Here is a 15293-nt window from a genome sequence, read left to right on the forward strand (position 1 = left end):
TGCCGCAATGACCGCAACCGCTACCCTGGACGAAACCGCGTCTCTGCCGCGTTCCAAACGTCTGAAAACCCTGACGCACCAAACCCATGACCGGCTCGACCGCTCGATCATGTCGGCCGCGTCCTTCACCAGCCTTGCGGGCTATGCCCGCTTCGTCGAGGTCCAATATCTGTTCCACCGCGATATCGAGGCGCTGTACGATGACGCGGCCTTGCAGGCGCTTGTGCCCGGACTGACGGCGCGCCGCCGTCTCGCGCTGATCGCGGCCGACCTCTCCGATTTGGGATACGCGATACCGATCGATGGCGATGCGCCGGTCTTCGAGCCTGCCGCCATCGATACCCCCTCGGCGCTCGGCTGGCTCTATGTAGCCGAGGGATCGAATATGGGCGCGGCGCTGCTGCGCAAGGAGGTCGCCAAGATGGGCTTGTCCGATCGATATGGCGCCCGTCACCTCGCGCCCGCGCCCGAAGGGCCGGCAGCGCACTGGCGAGCGTTCACCGCGGGTCTCGATGCTGCGAACCTGACGGCCGACGAGGATGCACGCGCGGTGGCCGGCGCCAATGCAGCGTTCGCGCGCGTACAGGCGCTTGCCGATGCCCGCCTCGGCTAACTCCAATCCCGCCGACATGCTGCAGCGCGGGCGCCTCGCCCGGCTGTTCTGGCTGTCGATCGGACTGTTGCTGGTTGCCGTCGGGTTGGTCGGAATCGTCGTGCCCTTGCTGCCTACGACCGATTTCATGTTGCTGGCATTGCCATGTTTCGCCCGCTCGTCGCCGCGGCTGGAGGCGTGGCTGCTCAACCACCCGCGCTTCGGCCCGGGGATGCGCGCATGGCGTGAGCATCGCGCGGTGCCGCGTCAGGCAAAGATCATGGCGTGCCTTGGCATGGCGGCCGGCTATGCGATCTTCTGGCTGCATGTGCGACCGGGCTGGACGATATCCCTGCTGATCGGCGCATTTTTGGCCTTTTGGGCGGTCTGGATCATCCGCCGGGCTGAGCCGAAGGATGTCGTGTGAGCCGCCGGGCGTTGATCATGGACGAGGCATCATGCACCCGCGCCGTGTCGGCTGTCGATAGCCGGCGGGCGCTTCATAGTCCGGACGTGGCGAACGTCCCGCAGCCGGGCATTCGGTACAGCTACCAGCCCGTGGGCTGGCGTGCGCGACTGGCGGGCGCAGGTAGTACCGCGGCCGTGTTGCTGTTCCTTGCCGTCGCTGCGTTCGTTCGCCTGCAGGTCGCTCCGCCCCTTGTCACTGCCCCTCGGACTTTGGCGGTCGTCAACCTCGAACGGCTGGAGGCACCTGCCGATCCGGTTCGCGAAGTTCCGGAAGGTCCCGAGCAGGTTCGACAGGATGCAAGCCGGGCCAAAGCGGATGAGCGACCCGTCGATGTGCCCCCGCTGCGTCTGCCGCTGCCCGGCCCGCCCGCCGCGCAACCTGTCGAGAAGACCGCCGCGGCCGAGGCTGTGCCCGAAACCAGCGCACCCAAATCGATCCCGGCGCCCCCGGCCAAGCGCGCGGCGACCAATGTTGCCGCCACCTGGCAAGCTATCGTCATGGCGCATCTCGAAAAGCACCGCCGCTATCCTGCTGCCGCACGGGCGCGGGGCCAGCAGGGCGTGGCGCAGGTTACATTCCGGATGAACCGCCGGGGTCAGGTGCTGACAGTCCGCGTAACCCGCACATCGGGTTCCGGCGCGCTCGACCGCGCTGCGATCGACACCGTCAAACGCGCCCAGCCTCTGCCGGCCATTCCGAACGATATGCCGGACGAACTCGACCTCACCGTAGCGGTCGAATTCTTCACCCGCTAGGTCATCCAGATCGAACGTGCAGGTCGGCGGAGGCCGGCTCCTGCTGCGCGCGTCATGGAACCGCAAGCCGGATGGGCGCGCCCAGCCGGTTGAACGCGTTCATCGCCGCAATCGCGATCGTTAGGTCGAAAAGCCCCGCCGCGCTATGAAGCACGACGGGGCCGCGCCACCTTGATCAGGGGCCGCATGGCTGTCCCCAGCCATGCCGAGACACGCCGTCAGATGATCGTAACTGCTGGCGTGACCGTCAGATTGACAGCTCTCAACGTGCAAGGGCTAAAACTTTGAGGAGATCCCAATTTGATCGTTGAGGTTGCCGGAGTACTCATCGTGTCAATCGCGAAATTAAGTAACACATTGGTCGGCAGACATGGCGGCAAATTCGGCGGCACATTCATAATAATCGTAGTGGATACAAGCGTCGAAGATACGACATCGAAATTCATCGGAACTGCCAAATCACTGCCGCAGGATGAAGTGCCAGAGGTAAAGGCAAGTCGATTGGCCGATGCAGACTCAACATGTCCGGACATATTTATGGTGCAATTGAAGTTGAGAAATCCAAAATAGTTTACTACTACAATGCCGGTTGCCGTTATGGGCGTCCCATCGGCTGGCGACGTGATGGTGGCAGCATTGACCGGTGATGTCACCATGGCCAACGCTGACAAAGCCAACAAGCTCGTGTGTAATTTCCTCAACATTCACGCATCCTTTCTCAGAAAAAGAATTGCGCGGGCTCTCCCCGCAACTGATTAATTACATCAGATAGAAAATATAGATAGTCTAAGCTATCATTTTTTGGACAGCGATAAGCGCGGATTTGAAATGGGGAACTGCTACAAGAAAAACCCCGCCGCACTGTGAAGCACGACGGGGCCGGTTTGCCCTCGGGTCGCAGGAGGGCGGGGGCGTTTAACGTAGCCCGGTGAAGATGGGGTAAAAGAAACCCCGCCGGATTAGGGCGGGGCAAGGAGGGGAGGTGTCAGAAAAAAGGCCCCACCCGCAGGGGACTGCGAGACAGGATGGCGCCCCTAAGCAGGTGGAATGTTACAAGTGGGTGACGGGCACGAGAAACCCTGCCCCTGTCCCTTGCCGCGATCTTACGCAGGCTAGTTCATGGAGACTCCGTACATTGGGCCGCTCAACTTCAGCCAAGTGCCGGGCAGCAACTTGCACCAATTCGAGGCCGTGGATAGAAGCTTCGCCTGAGATTGCGGGTAGTCGTACCACCTAAATGGGACGGTCAACGGAGGGCAAGTGGCGAGAGGGGTATCGATTGTGAAGTTGATTGCCATGGCGCTCTTAACCGGGGCCAAAGGCCCTGAAACGTGGGCTTGCAAGCTGAAGGGGAAATGTGGATCAAATCGGTCATTGCAACTGTAGCCTGGGTTCTGGCTGTAGAAGGTTATCACATTGGAATTTGTGACGTAGCCTTGGACCGAGATTCCACACGTTTCTATTTCCGAAAACCCTTCCACGGTAAAAACAAGCTCTCCAGTTGCTGTTATTGGTGTACCCGTGGGTAGAGCGACGCCGAGGCCATTAGTCCATGTCTGCGCCTGAGCGGGCATCGCCGCCACGCTCAATATCGAGAAAGCAAATATGCTTCTAATGATGTCAAATTTCATTGATTTCTCCCCTCCGTGAATTGAAAAAATATTGCGGGACGCTGCCCCACAATTGATACGATACACTAAATTCACTCTGTTTGATAGCGAAGGCTATCGTTTTGAAAGGTGGCGTGTAGCGTTGGTTGGGAAGCGCGACGCGCACAAAAAACCCGCCGCACTGTGACGCACGACGGGGCCGGTTTGCCCTCGGGTCGCAGGAGGGCGGGGGCGTTTAACGTAGCCCGGTGAAGATTGGGTACCGGTGCCAACTTTTTTGATCGGGTGGCGATCGATGATTTCGCTCATGCCGAAGGGGCCGCCCCTTTCAGGACAGTGTGGGAATAGTGTGGGAAAGGAAACGGGCTGGCGGCAAGAAATGCCGCAATACCAAGCCAGCAAGGTAAGAAAATGGCTCCCCGGGTAGGATTCGAACCTACGACCGATCGATTAACAGTCGATTGCTCTACCGCTGAGCTACCGAGGAGCGGTCTGCCGAAGCAGACAAGGCGGTCCCTTTGCCGATGCTTGAAGCATTTGGCAAGGCCTCAAACGATAAATTGTTCCATCGCGATGCGTTCGTCGAGGCCTTGGTCGGGATCGAACAGCAAAGTCAGGGGGCGGCTGCGGTCGGTGGTGACCAAAACCGTCTTCACATCGCGGATTTCGCGCTGGTCGGCGACCGCGCTGACCGGCCGTTTTGCGGCCTCGCGGACGTTGAAGCGGATGCTCGTCGATTCGGGGACCAGCGCACCGCGCCAGCGGCGCGGCCGAAACGGGCTGATCGGCGTCAGCGCAAGCATTTCGGACGTCAGCGGCAGAATCGGGCCATTGGCGGACAGATTATAGGCGGTCGAACCTGCGGGGGTCGACACCAGCACCCCGTCACACGCCAGTTCTTCCAGCATCATACGCTCGTTGATCAATACCTCGAGCTTGGCCGCCTGACGCGTTTCGCGGAGCAAGGAAATTTCGTTGATCGCGGGCAGGATATGGCGTTCGCCGTTGATCGTCGTGATATCGCCCGACAGCGGGTGGATCAAAAAGGGGCGCGCCTTGGTGATTCGGTCGAGCAACCCCTCGACGCGAAATTCATTCATCAAAAAGCCGATCGTGCCGCGGTTCATCCCGAATACGGGCAACGAGCGCCGGTCGTCGAGCAACTGGTGCAGCATCTGGAGCAGAAAGCCGTCGCCGCCGAGCGCGATCAGCAAATCGGCCTCGCGCAGATCGACGAAGTCATAGAGGGGGCGCAGTTCGGCCTCCGCCTCCATGGCCGCTGGCGCGTTCGACGCGACGAGCGCAATCTTGCGATGCATTTTGATTCCCCCTGGGGCGGCTATTCTAGCCTCCCGTTGCACTCATATGACGCGCAACCGCCGGTTCTGACTTTCGTTCGATATGAAAGTCATGCGCGCGGGGTTTGCCAGCGAGTGCGGCGTCGATCAAGCTATCTGCGGCTGTGGCACCGCCTTCGCGCAGCGCCGCGCGCAGATCGACATGGTCGTCCTGCCCCAGACACATATAGATCCGGCCCTCGACGGTCAGGCGGATGCGGTTGCAGGTCGAACAGAAATTGTCGCTCAAGGGCGTGATGAGGCCCAGCACCACGGGGCTTTCCTCGATCGCGAAATAACGCGCCGGGCCGCCGGTGCGCTGATCGACCGGATAGATCGGACGTTCGGCGCGGAGCGGCGCAATGAAATGATGGAGCGGGATATAATGGTCGCTGCGGTCGTCGGTGACTTCGCCGAGCGGCATGGTTTCGATGAGTGTGAGGTCGCAGCCGTTCGCGGCGCACCAGGCGAGCATCGGCAGGAGCTGGTCTTCGTTGAGGCCGGCGAGGGCGACCATGTTGATCTTGACGCGCAGCCCCGCCTCCCGCGCCGCCGCGATGCCGCGGAGCGCGATGTCGAGGTCGCCGACGCGCGTGATATGGCGAAAGGCGGCGGGGTCGAGCGTGTCGATGCTGACGTTGATGCGCCGCACCCCCGCAGCCGCCAGCATCGGGGCATGTTCGGCCAGCCGCATCGCGTTGGTGGTCAGCGTCAGTTCGTCGAGGCCATGGCCGATCAGTGCGCCGAGCCGCATGGCCAGCGTGTCGATCCCGCGCCGCACCAGCGGCTCGCCGCCGGTCAGGCGAATGCGGCGAATGCCGCGCGCGACGAAACGCTCGGCGAGTTCGGCCATTTCCTCGATACTCAGCACCTGTGCCTTGGGAAGGAAGACCATGTCCTCGGCCATGCAATAGCGGCAGCGCAGGTCGCAGCGATCGGTGACCGACAGCCGCAGATAGTCGATCCGCCGGCCATGACCGTCGATCAGATTTGCCGCGGCCGGGCGCGGGGAGGAGGAAATATCCGCCATCGGCGATATTGTGATGCAAAAGGCAAGCGCTTGGCAAGCAAAGCCTGTTAGGAAGCGCCGATGAATCGCGTTTCCGAATCTTTTGCCGCCTGCATCCGCACCCTTGAACTGCTGCAGGTGAAGCACGACGCCGACGTCGGCGTCATTCTGGTTCAGGTCGACCAGATGGCGCGTATCAACAACAGCGCGGGGACCGCCGCGGGCGACGCCGTTCTCGACGAGATCGGACGCCGCCTTGAAAGTTTCGCCGGCGATGAGTTTGGCCGGGGCTCGTGTGTCGAGCGGCTCGACGGGCCGCGCTTCCTGATCATTCCAGCGGTGCCGCTGTCGCTCGGTGCGCTCCGCGCGCAGGAGCGCGCGTTGCATGTTGCCCTCGCCGAACCGATGGTCGGCGACCCCAATGGACGTCTGGCGATCCGCATCGCAGCGGCGATGATCACGCGCGACGAACCGGTCGGCGAACAATTGCGCAGCGCGAGCGACCAGCTGGGCCGTCCGGCGTCGGCGCGCGACGGCGCGATGGTCCATTCCGCCCTGTCGAACGACGAAGTCATCATCTATTATCAGCCGCAATATGATGTCGGCACCGGCGAGATGACGGGGGTCGAGGCGTTGCTGCGCTGGCAGCACCCCGAACTGGGGCTGCTCGGCGCCGGGGCGCTCGTCACGGCGGCGCGCGCGGCGCGACTCGAACGCGAACTGACCGAACATGCGCACCGCGTTGCGCTTGCCGAAATCGCGAACTGGCCGAAATCGCTGGGCGGCCTGCGCGTGTCGCTCAACATCACTGCCGCAGACCTTGGCGATCCCGAATTCGCCGGACGTTTTGCGGCGATGACAAAGGTCGCGGGGGTCGATCCCGAGCGGCTGACGCTGGAGCTGACCGAACAGGCGATGCTGAGCGATCCGGCGAGCGCGGGGGATCAGCTCGCGCAGATACGCTCCTTCGGCTGCGCGGTGGCGATCGACGATTTCGGAACCGGCTATTCCAGCCTGTCGCTGCTCGCGCGGCTGCCCATCGACTATCTGAAGATCGATAGCGGCTTCACCCGCACGATCGATGGCAGCGACCGCGACCGCATCGTCGTCCGTGCGATCGTCGACCTCGCGCGCGCGCTGGGGTTGCTGGTGGTGGCCGAGGGGGTCGAGAATGAGCAACAGCTCGCGCGACTGAAGGAACTCGGGGTCGCGAGCTGGCAGGGATTTCTGCGGTCGGGCCCGGTGCCAGGTGAGCAGCTTCCCGCGCTGCTTTCGGCTTGAGCCCATCCTGCTTCTGCTTGAGAATGTCCCGTGACGGGACGATAAGGGCATGGAAATAGAAAGAATTAACCGGTTTTTCAGCCTTCACGCATAGCCTGAGCGGAAGGGGCGGAGTTTTTTCAGAACCGGTTATGACTTTTCTGGCACCATCCAGTTTGGGAAGCTTTTCCACGGCCTATCCCTTGTCGCCTGCGATATTGCGGCACGAACTTGCGCATCATCCGCTCCTGTCGCTGGCCGCGCTGGCGGAGGCGGCACGCGAACTGCCCGTGCAGCATGTCGAACGGCGTGTTGCGGATGCGGTCAATGGCGGCGATTTCGCCATGGATGCGCCGGACGGCGGCGATGTCGCCGACGTCATCCCGTCGATCGAGACCAGCGGCAACTGGATCATGCTGCGTTTTGTCGAGCAATTGCCGCGCTACCGGCACTTGCTGGAAGGCCTGATGGCCGAACTCGATCCGGCGATCGCCCCGCTGACCGGGGCTTCGCGGTCGCTGAAGGGGTTCATCTTCATCTCGGCGCCGGGGACGCTGACGCCTTTTCATTTCGACGCCGAATATAATATCCTGCTCCAGATTGCCGGGGACAAGGATTTCGTCACCTATCCCCCCGAACCGCCCTTCTTGTCGCAGGGCCGGCGCGAAGCCTATCACCGCGCGGGCGAGAATATGCTGCCCTGGCAGGATGATTTCGAGGCGCTGGGCACGGTGCATCCGCTGGCGCCCGGCGACGCGCTTTATGTTCCCCATGCCTCGCCGCATTGGGTGCGCGCGGGGGCGGCGCCGTCGATCTCGCTGTCGATGACCTGGCAGAATGACTGGAGCCTCGCGGCCGGCGATGCCCTGACGGTCAATCCGGTGCTGCGCCGTTTTGGCCTGCGTGCCGACATTCCGGTCTGGCCGAAAAAGCCGGTTTGGCGGGCGCTTGGCTGCCGTGCCGCGCGCCGGGTCCGGTTGCTGTGATGCATCAGCGCATTGTTCGCGACGACGATGTCCGCGGTTCGGGCAGGCTGGCGGTGCAGTGGCGGCGTCACGCCGATCTGACCACCGCCGATCATGCGCGCTGGGCCGATCTGTCGATCGCCGCCGGCGCCGCGAATATCTTTGCGCAGCACTGGTTCATGGACGCGGCCCTGCGCCATTCGGGGGCGGCGCACGACGTCCGGCTGGCCATCGTGTCGGGTGAGGATGGGGCGTGGCAAGGCGTCCTGCCGCTGGCGCAGGAGACTCTTTTCGGACGCTGGCCGGTGGCCAATTGGCAGTCATGGTCGGCGACCAACCAGTTTCTGGGGGCGCCGCTGGTCCGACCGGGCGCCGCTCCGCGCTTCTGGCACGCGCTGCTGTGCCATCTCGATGATCGTCCGGGCTGCGAGATGCTGCTCCATTGCCAGGAGTTTGCGCGCGACGATCCGGCCTGCGCGGCGCTGATCGCATATTGCAGGACCAGCGGGCGGGGGCTGCGCATGTTCGGCCGCTTCGACCGGCCTGCGCATGTGCCGGATGGTGACGCCGCCCCGGACGGGAAGAAGCAGGCGCGGCTCCGCGCCCTGCGCCGGAAGCTGGAGCGCGATCATGGGCCTGCGTCGGTGGAGATGCTGGAGATGGACGGCGACCCGGCGGACTGGATCGACGGGTTTCTCGCGCTCGAAAAATCGGGATGGAAGGGACGGGAGGGCAGCGCGCTGGCCTGTGCCCCGGAAACCGAAGGCCTGTTCCGCGACGTCATCATCAGGGGGCTGCAGCACGGGCAGGCCCGTTTGGCGACGCTGAAGGTGGGGGGCAGAGCGGTCGCCATGTCGAGCTGGTTCGTCCACGGCGACCATGGCGCCGGGTTCAAGATGGCGTATGACGAGGGGCTGCGCAGCTATGCGCCCGGCCTGCTTTTGATGCGCGACGTCGCCGAACGCGCCGGCCGGAATCCGGCGATGCTTTTCGACACCTGTGCGCCGACCGCCGGAGGGTGCGGTCAGCCGCTGTGGAATGGCCGCCGGACGATCTTCGATTGCGCGGTCGCCATCGGGCCGCCGCGCCGCCGCTGGCTCTTCGGCGGCCTGATGCGCGCGCGTGCCGCCTATGCGGCCATCCGGTCGGCGATGTGGCGGACGGCGTCGCCAGCCTGACCGAAGCCGGCGCTAGCCGACCTGCCGCGCGAGTTTCCCCAAACCCTTCGACAATTGCAGCGCGCCGTTCAATCGCGCACCCGTGCTCATCCAGTCGCCGCTGACCGACAGCTTGTTGTCGGGGCGAAGCCGCGCGCGGCCCTTCAGCCGCTCGACATAGGCGATCAGGCCGGGGACATTGGCGAACTGATTGTCGTGGAACGACACCAGCGCGCCCTTGGTCCCGACGTCGAGCTTGGCGATGCCGGCCAGTTTCGCATTGGCCTTGATCTCCATCAGCTGGACAAGGTTCGCGGTTTCGGGCGGCAGCGGGCCAAAGCGGTCGATCATCTCGGCGGCGAAAGCGTCGAGGGCCGGGCGATCCTCGGCATCGTTGAGGCGGCGATAGAGCGCCATGCGCAGCGGCAGGTCGGGGACATAATCCTCGGGGATCAGGATCGGCGCATCGACGGTGATGACCGGCGACAGCGCTTCGCGCGGCGGCAGCTTGCCGGCGCCTTCGGCCTTGGCGACGAGGATCGCATCCTCCAGCATCGACTGGTACAATTCGAAGCCGACCTCGCGGATATGGCCCGATTGTTCGTCGCCGACGAGATTGCCCGCGCCGCGAATGTCGAGGTCGTGGCTGGCGAGCTGGAAGCCCGCACCCAATGTGTCGAGATCGCCGAGCAGCTTGAGGCGCTTTTCCGCCGTATCGGTGATGCTGCCCGTCTCGGGCGTGGTCAGATAGGCGTAGGCGCGCGTCTTCGACCGCCCGACGCGGCCGCGCAGCTGGTACAGCTGGGCGAGGCCGAAGCGGTCGGCGCGGTGGACGATCAGCGTGTTGGCGCTGGGGATATCGAGCCCGCTTTCGACGATGGTGGTCGACACCAGCACATCATATTTGCGGTCGTAGAAAGCGCTCATCCGCTCCTCGACCTCGCCCGGCGCCATCTGGCCATGGGCGACGACATATTTGATCTCGGGCACCCGGTTGCGCAGGAATTCCTCGATATCGGGAAGATCCTTGATGCGCGGGGTGACGAAGAAGCTCTGGCCGCCGCGATCATGTTCGCGCAGCAACGCCTCGCGGATGACGACGGGATCCCACGGCGCGACATAGGTGCGGACCGCGAGGCGATCCACGGGAGGCGTCTGGATGACGCTGAGCTCGCGCAGCCCCGACATCGCCATTTGCAGCGTGCGCGGGATCGGCGTTGCGGTCAGCGTCAGAACATGAACGTCGGTCTTGAGCTGTTTCAGCCGCTCCTTGTGGACCACCCCGAAACGCTGTTCCTCATCGACGATGACGAGGCCGAGATTCTTGAACTCGACCGATTTCGCGATCACCGCATGGGTGCCGACGACAATGTCGATCTGTCCGTTTGACAGGCCGTCGCGCGTCTTCTGCGCCTCGGCGGCGGGGACGAGGCGCGACAGGCGGCCGATGTTGATCGGGAAACCTTTGAACCGCTCGACGAAATTGGTGAAATGCTGGCGGGCCAAGAGCGTGGTGGGGCAGACGAGCGCGACCTGCACCCCCGCCATCGCGGCGACGAACGCGGCGCGCAGCGCGACCTCGGTCTTGCCGAAACCGACGTCGCCGCAGACGAGACGGTCCATCGGGCGGCCCGACGCCATGTCGGCGAGGACATCGCCGATCGCGCGGTCCTGATCGTCGGTTTCCTGATAGGGGAAGCGGTCGGCAAAGGCAGGGTAGGCGGCGTCCTGCGCGAGCGGTTCGCCCGAACGCAGCGCACGCTGCGCCGCGGTCGCGAGCAGTTCGCCCGCAATTTCGCGAATGCGGTCCTTCATCCGCGCCTTGCGGCGCTGCCAGGCTTCGCCGCCCAATTTGTCGAGCCCGACGCCGTCGCTTTCGCCGCCGTAGCGCGAAAGGACGTCGAGGTTTTCAACGGGGACGTAGAGCTTGTCGCCGCCGGCGTAAGTCAGCGCGACGCAATCATGCGGGCTGTTGCCCACGGGGATCGAGGTCAGCCCCTCATAGCGGCCGATGCCATGGTCGAGGTGGACGACAAGATCGCCGACGCTGAGCGTCGCGAGTTCGGCGAGGAAAGCGTCGGCGCTCTTGCGGCGCTTTTGCCGGCGGACGAGGCGTTCGCCCAATATATCCTGTTCGGTGAGCAGGCTGATCGCGTCGCTCGCGAAACCATGGTCGAGCGGCAGCACGACCATTGCGGTCGCCCCGCCGCTTTCGGCCGATGCCGTGCCAAGCGCTTCCTGCCAGCTGTCGACCGGCGCGAGCGAGGTCACGCCATGCTCGCGCAGCAGGCCCGACAGGCGATCGCGCGCGCCGCCCGAATAGCTGGCGATGATCGTGCGGCGCGACTTGCGGCGCTCGTCGGAGAGATGGTCGGCGACCTTCTCGTAAACATTGGCGTCGGCGGCGCGTTCGGGGGTGAAATCGCGCGCGGCGAAGGTCTCCAGGTCGATCACCTGCGCGGCGGGGGGAATGTCAAAGGGGGTGACGATGTGGATCGGGCGGCTTGCCGATGCCCCGGACCACTCGGCTTCGGTCAGGTACAGCGTATCGGGGGCGAGCGGGCGATAGCTGCCCGCGCTCTCTTCGGCGGCGGCGACGCGGTTTGCGTGATAATCGGTGATGGCGGCGAAGCGCGTTTCGGCGGTCGCCTCGGTACGATGGCCGCGCAGCACCGGGGTCGCCGGGTCGATATGGTCGAACAGCGTCGCCAGCCGTTCCTCGAACAGCGGCAGCCAATGGTCCATCCCCGCCTGACGCCGGCCTTCGCTGACCGCCTGATACAGCGGGTCGCCGGTCGCCTGCGCGCCGAACAGGTCGCGATAGGCGGATCGGAAGCGCTTGATCGTCGCTTCGTCGAGCAGGGTTTCGGCGGCGGGAAGCAGGCTCAGCGCCTTGGCGGGGCCAAGGCTGCGCTGGTCGGCGGGGTCGAAACGGCGGATGCTTTCGATCTCGTCGCCAAAGAAATCGACGCGCAGCCCGGTTTCCTCGCCCGCCGGAAACAGATCGACGATGCCGCCGCGGATCGCGAACTCGCCCTGATCGGCGACGGTGTCGACGCGGCTGAAGCCATTGGAGACGAGCAGCTCGGCCAGCGAATCGCGGTCGATCCGCTGCCCGGCGGCAAGCGTCGTCGCGAGCTGGCGGATGCGGAACGGGGTGAGCGTGCGCTGGGTGATCGCGGCGACGGTGGTGAGGATCAGCTCGCCGCGCTTCGGTGGGTTCTGCAATGCCGACAGCGTCGCGAGGCGGTCCGCGCTGGCGCGCATCGACGGGCCGGCGCGATCATAGGGCAGGCAGTCCCATGCGGGAAAGCGGTGGACGATCAGGTCGGGGGCAAAGAAGGGCGCGGCGTCGGCGATCGCCTGCATTGCGCTGTCGTCGGTCGCGACATAGACAAGGCGCTTGTCGCTGGCGCGGGCCAGATCGGCGAGCAACAGCGGCAGAAAACCGTCGGCGGCGCGCGCCAGCGTCAGCGGCGCCGATGCCGACCCGATGGCGGCGAAAATGTCGGCGGCGGGTTTGGTCATGGCAGCGGGATATAGTCCAGCCGGCGCATCGCGGGAATCAGCTTGGGGTGTGCGAGATGCTCCGGCGGCTCGCCGGTGCCGAGCGCCCACGCCATGATGTCGACGTCATCTTCCTCGACCACGATTTCGTACCAGGCGATCTCTTCCTCGCTCCATGTCGCTGCATAGCGATCGAAAAAGCCGCCGATCATATAGTCGGCCTCGCGCGTGCCGCGGTGCCAGGCGCGAAATTTCAGGCGTTTCAGGCGGTCGTTCATGGCGGGCCTTTTAACCGTCTCAACCGATCTGGCAACGGGGACGGCATCACTGATTTTTTCGCTGTCCTACATGCGCGCGCCGCTCTAGCGTCATCCGATGATCCGGATTCTCTGCTTGCCAGTCGCGTGCCGCCCCACTCCGTCCACGGCCCGCCAAGATGAGCAGACAGAGGGGGGACGTAGACTGTACTTCCTATACTTTGGAATAAAATTGCGCGGGTCGCGGGGGCTCTGATCGAACGCCATGCGACCCGAAATTCTCAATCCGCTCTTCGCCGCGCTGACCGACCTCAAGGGGGTGGGGCCGCAGCTTGCCAAGCCGCTGACGCGGCTGGGGCTGGAGCGCGTCATCGATGTGCTGTTTCATCTGCCGACCGGGCTGATCTCGCGCTTTCCGGTCGACCGGCTCGATCAGGCACAGGTGGGGCAGGCGATCATCGTCGATGTGACCGCGCAGGATTATCGTTCGGGCCGCAGCCCGCGCGCGCCGTTTGGCGTCGAGGCGTTCGACAGCGCGGGCGATCATGTGCGGCTCGTTTATTTCGGGCGGGCGTCGGGACTGGCGCGCAAACTGTTTCCACTCGGCGAGACGCGGCGCGTGTCGGGGCGGCTCGATATGTACGGCGATATGCGCCAGATCGTGCACCCGGACCATGTCGCCGAGCCGGGCGACGAGGCGGGGATCGCGATCCACGAACCCGTCTATCCGCTGACCGAAGGGCTGACCAATGCGCGGCTGTCGCAGCTCGCGGCGGTGGCGATCGAGCGGCGGCCTGAACTGGCCGAATGGGTCGACGCGCCCTTGCTGGCGACCCGGAACTGGCCTGCGTGGCGCGAGGCGATCGAGCGCGCGCATGCGAGCCCGCACGACGCCCCCGCGCGCGACCGGCTGGCCTATGACGAGATTTTCGCGAGCCAGGTCGCGCTGATGCTGATCCGGCAAGGCCTGCGCAACCGCAAGGGGCGCGCGGTGGTCGGCGACGGGCGGTTGATCGATGCGCTGCGCCTGCCGTTCGGACTGACCGGCGCGCAGGAACGGGTGGGGCGTGAAATTGCCGCCGATATGGGCGGCGAGACGCCGATGCTGCGTATGCTCCAGGGCGATGTCGGGTCGGGCAAGACGCTGGTGGCGCTGCGCGCGATGCTCGCGGCGGTCGAGGCGGGAACGCAGACGGCGATGCTCGCGCCGACCGAGATACTGGCGCGTCAGCATTTCGCGACGCTGCAAAAAATGCTGGGCGGATTGCCGGTCAATATCGCGATCCTGACCGGCCGCGATAAAGGCAAGGCGCGCGAATCGACATTGATGGGGCTCGCCGACGGTAGCATCGACATTCTCGTCGGCACCCACGCGATTTTTCAGGATGCGGTGACCTACCGCGACCTGTCGCTGGTCGTGGTCGACGAACAGCATCGCTTCGGCGTCGCGCAGCGGTTGATGCTGACCCAAAAGGCAGCGCGGCCGCCGCATCTGCTGGTGATGACCGCGACCCCGATCCCGCGCACGCTGCTGCTCGCCAATCATGGCGAGATGGACGTGTCGCGGCTCGACGAAATGCCGCCGGGGCGCACCCCCGTCGATACGCGCGTCGTGTCGATCGACCGGCTCGACGAGGTGGTCGGCGGGCTGGAGCGCCATCTGGACGGCGGGGCGCAGGCCTATTGGGTTTGCCCGCTCGTCGCCGAAAGCGAGGCGAGCGAACTGGCGGCGGCCGAAGAACGCGCGGCGCTGCTCAGCGAGCGATTGGGCCCCGATCGCGTCGGGCTGGTCCATGGCCGCATGAAGGGGCCCGACAAGGACGCGGTCATGGCGCGCTTTCAGGCGGGCGAGATCGGCGTCCTTGTCGCGACGACGGTGATCGAGGTCGGGGTCGATGTTCCCGCCGCCAGCCTGATGATCATCGAACATGCCGAGAATTTCGGGCTGGCCCAGCTCCACCAGCTGCGCGGGCGCGTCGGGCGCGGGACGGCGAAATCGGTGTGTCTGCTGCTGCGGTCGCAAAATCTGTCCGAAACCGCGCGCCAGCGGCTGGCGCTGATGCGCGACACCAATGACGGCTTCGTGATTGCCGAGAAGGATCTGGAATTGCGCGGCGGCGGCGAACTGTTGGGACTCAAGCAGTCGGGCGACGCCGATTACCGGCTGGCGACCCCGGAGCAGCTCGTTCGCCTGCTGCCGGTCGCACATGACGACGCCCGGCTGTTCGTCGAGCGCGACAACGGGATGGACGGCGCGCGGGCCGAGCCGGTGCGATTATGTCTTTATCTGTTCGAACGCGATGCGGCGGTGCCGTTGTTGCGGAGTGGGTAAACACGTCGCCCCCGCGAAGGCGGGGGCCGCAATCGGCCTTGCA

At 64.8% G+C, this 15293-nt stretch carries 13 protein-coding genes and 1 tRNA gene; 7 read left to right on the forward strand and 7 right to left on the reverse strand.

What is annotated here, in order from left to right:
- Positions 1-7 precede the first annotated feature (7 nt).
- The 3 genes from ACSYDV_RS11115 to ACSYDV_RS11125 are packed head-to-tail and all read left to right on the forward strand — an operon-like array spanning position 8 to position 1816.
- Positions 8-613 (forward strand): biliverdin-producing heme oxygenase, encoded by a 606-nt coding sequence (locus tag ACSYDV_RS11115; protein WP_438323879.1) that lies wholly within the window; start codon positions 8-10, stop codon positions 611-613.
- Positions 597-1019, forward strand: coding sequence for a YbaN family protein (locus ACSYDV_RS11120; protein WP_438323880.1), 423 nt, complete (start codon positions 597-599; stop codon positions 1017-1019). The genes ACSYDV_RS11115 and ACSYDV_RS11120 overlap by 17 nt, the downstream gene beginning before the upstream one ends.
- A gap of 17 nt (positions 1020-1036) precedes the next feature.
- Positions 1037-1816 (forward strand): energy transducer TonB, encoded by a 780-nt coding sequence (locus tag ACSYDV_RS11125; protein WP_438323881.1) that lies wholly within the window; start codon positions 1037-1039, stop codon positions 1814-1816.
- A gap of 218 nt (positions 1817-2034) precedes the next feature.
- Here ACSYDV_RS11125 and ACSYDV_RS11130 read toward each other — a convergent pair whose 3' ends face one another.
- The 5 genes from ACSYDV_RS11130 to moaA all read right to left on the reverse strand — a co-directional run bounded on the left by ACSYDV_RS11130 (position 2035) and on the right by moaA (position 5793).
- Positions 2035-2520, reverse strand: a complete 486-nt coding sequence (locus ACSYDV_RS11130; protein WP_438323882.1) for a PraA/PraB family alkane oxidation protein activator — start codon at positions 2518-2520, stop codon at positions 2035-2037.
- A 408-nt stretch (positions 2521-2928) separates the two neighbouring features.
- Positions 2929-3447 (reverse strand): PraA/PraB family alkane oxidation protein activator, encoded by a 519-nt coding sequence (locus ACSYDV_RS22390; protein ID WP_497198771.1) that lies wholly within the window; start codon positions 3445-3447, stop codon positions 2929-2931.
- 391 nt (positions 3448-3838) lie between these two features.
- Positions 3839-3913 (reverse strand) — tRNA-Asn (locus tag ACSYDV_RS11135).
- 61 nt (positions 3914-3974) lie between these two features.
- Positions 3975-4745, reverse strand: coding sequence for an NAD kinase (locus ACSYDV_RS11140; protein WP_438323883.1), 771 nt, complete (start codon positions 4743-4745; stop codon positions 3975-3977).
- 25 nt (positions 4746-4770) lie between these two features.
- The gene (moaA, locus tag ACSYDV_RS11145; protein WP_438323884.1) at positions 4771-5793 is read right to left on the reverse strand and encodes a GTP 3',8-cyclase MoaA; all 1023 of its coding nucleotides are present in this window, start codon (positions 5791-5793) and stop codon (positions 4771-4773) included.
- 60 nt (positions 5794-5853) lie between these two features.
- Here moaA and ACSYDV_RS11150 point away from each other — a divergent pair, with 60 nt between their 5' ends.
- The 3 genes from ACSYDV_RS11150 to ACSYDV_RS11160 all read left to right on the forward strand — a co-directional run bounded on the left by ACSYDV_RS11150 (position 5854) and on the right by ACSYDV_RS11160 (position 9175).
- On the forward strand, positions 5854-7053 hold the full coding sequence (locus tag ACSYDV_RS11150; protein ID WP_438323885.1) for a GGDEF domain-containing phosphodiesterase: 1200 nt from the start codon (positions 5854-5856) through the stop codon (positions 7051-7053).
- Between the two features lie 131 nt (positions 7054-7184).
- A complete protein-coding gene (locus ACSYDV_RS11155) occupies positions 7185-8018 on the forward strand; it encodes a cupin-like domain-containing protein (protein WP_438323886.1) in 834 nt (277 codons plus the stop codon).
- Positions 8018-9175 carry a GNAT family N-acetyltransferase gene (locus ACSYDV_RS11160; protein ID WP_438323887.1) on the forward strand — a complete coding sequence of 386 codons (1158 nt, stop codon included), beginning with the start codon at positions 8018-8020 and terminating at the stop codon, positions 9173-9175. The genes ACSYDV_RS11155 and ACSYDV_RS11160 overlap by 1 nt, the downstream gene beginning before the upstream one ends.
- Positions 9176-9187: 12 nt before the next feature.
- Here ACSYDV_RS11160 and mfd read toward each other — a convergent pair whose 3' ends face one another.
- Together mfd and ACSYDV_RS11170 are read right to left on the reverse strand one after the other, a co-directional pair.
- Positions 9188-12682: a transcription-repair coupling factor gene (gene mfd, locus ACSYDV_RS11165; protein WP_438323888.1), complete on the reverse strand. Its 3495-nt coding sequence runs from the start codon at positions 12680-12682 to the stop codon at positions 9188-9190.
- Entirely contained in the window at positions 12679-12939 is a 261-nt protein-coding gene (locus ACSYDV_RS11170) for a succinate dehydrogenase assembly factor 2 (protein WP_438323889.1), read from the reverse strand. Before ACSYDV_RS11170 ends, mfd begins: the two co-directional genes overlap by 4 nt.
- Positions 12940-13183: 244 nt before the next feature.
- On the opposite strand from ACSYDV_RS11170, the gene recG reads away from it, so the two are divergent.
- Positions 13184-15250 carry an ATP-dependent DNA helicase RecG gene (gene recG, locus ACSYDV_RS11175; RefSeq protein ID WP_438323890.1) on the forward strand — a complete coding sequence of 689 codons (2067 nt, stop codon included), beginning with the start codon at positions 13184-13186 and terminating at the stop codon, positions 15248-15250.
- The last annotated feature ends 43 nt before the right edge of the window (positions 15251-15293 follow it).

The sequence above is a fragment of the Sphingopyxis selenitireducens genome (assembly GCF_051550705.1).
Classification (GTDB): domain Bacteria; phylum Pseudomonadota; class Alphaproteobacteria; order Sphingomonadales; family Sphingomonadaceae; genus Sphingopyxis.

What these genes read in the sequence shown, in the direction of transcription:
- ACSYDV_RS11130 (WP_438323882.1), bottom strand. Translation starts at nt 2,520, where the DNA reads ATGTTGAGGAAATTACACACGAGCTTGTTGGCTTTGTCAGCGTTGGCC.
- ACSYDV_RS22390 (WP_497198771.1), bottom strand. Translation starts at nt 3,447, where the DNA reads ATGAAATTTGACATCATTAGAAGCATATTTGCTTTCTCGATATTGAGC.
- ACSYDV_RS11140 (WP_438323883.1), bottom strand. Translation starts at nt 4,745, where the DNA reads ATGCATCGCAAGATTGCGCTCGTCGCGTCGAACGCGCCAGCGGCCATG.
- recG (WP_438323890.1), top strand. Translation starts at nt 13,184, where the DNA reads ATGCGACCCGAAATTCTCAATCCGCTCTTCGCCGCGCTGACCGACCTC.
- ACSYDV_RS11115 (WP_438323879.1), top strand. Translation starts at nt 8, where the DNA reads ATGACCGCAACCGCTACCCTGGACGAAACCGCGTCTCTGCCGCGTTCC.
- ACSYDV_RS11160 (WP_438323887.1), top strand. Translation starts at nt 8,018, where the DNA reads ATGCATCAGCGCATTGTTCGCGACGACGATGTCCGCGGTTCGGGCAGG.
- ACSYDV_RS11155 (WP_438323886.1), top strand. Translation starts at nt 7,185, where the DNA reads ATGACTTTTCTGGCACCATCCAGTTTGGGAAGCTTTTCCACGGCCTAT.
- ACSYDV_RS11150 (WP_438323885.1), top strand. Translation starts at nt 5,854, where the DNA reads ATGAATCGCGTTTCCGAATCTTTTGCCGCCTGCATCCGCACCCTTGAA.
- moaA (WP_438323884.1), bottom strand. Translation starts at nt 5,793, where the DNA reads ATGGCGGATATTTCCTCCTCCCCGCGCCCGGCCGCGGCAAATCTGATC.
- ACSYDV_RS11120 (WP_438323880.1), top strand. Translation starts at nt 597, where the DNA reads ATGCCCGCCTCGGCTAACTCCAATCCCGCCGACATGCTGCAGCGCGGG.
- ACSYDV_RS11125 (WP_438323881.1), top strand. Translation starts at nt 1,037, where the DNA reads ATGGACGAGGCATCATGCACCCGCGCCGTGTCGGCTGTCGATAGCCGG.
- ACSYDV_RS11170 (WP_438323889.1), bottom strand. Translation starts at nt 12,939, where the DNA reads ATGAACGACCGCCTGAAACGCCTGAAATTTCGCGCCTGGCACCGCGGC.
- mfd (WP_438323888.1), bottom strand. Translation starts at nt 12,682, where the DNA reads ATGACCAAACCCGCCGCCGACATTTTCGCCGCCATCGGGTCGGCATCG.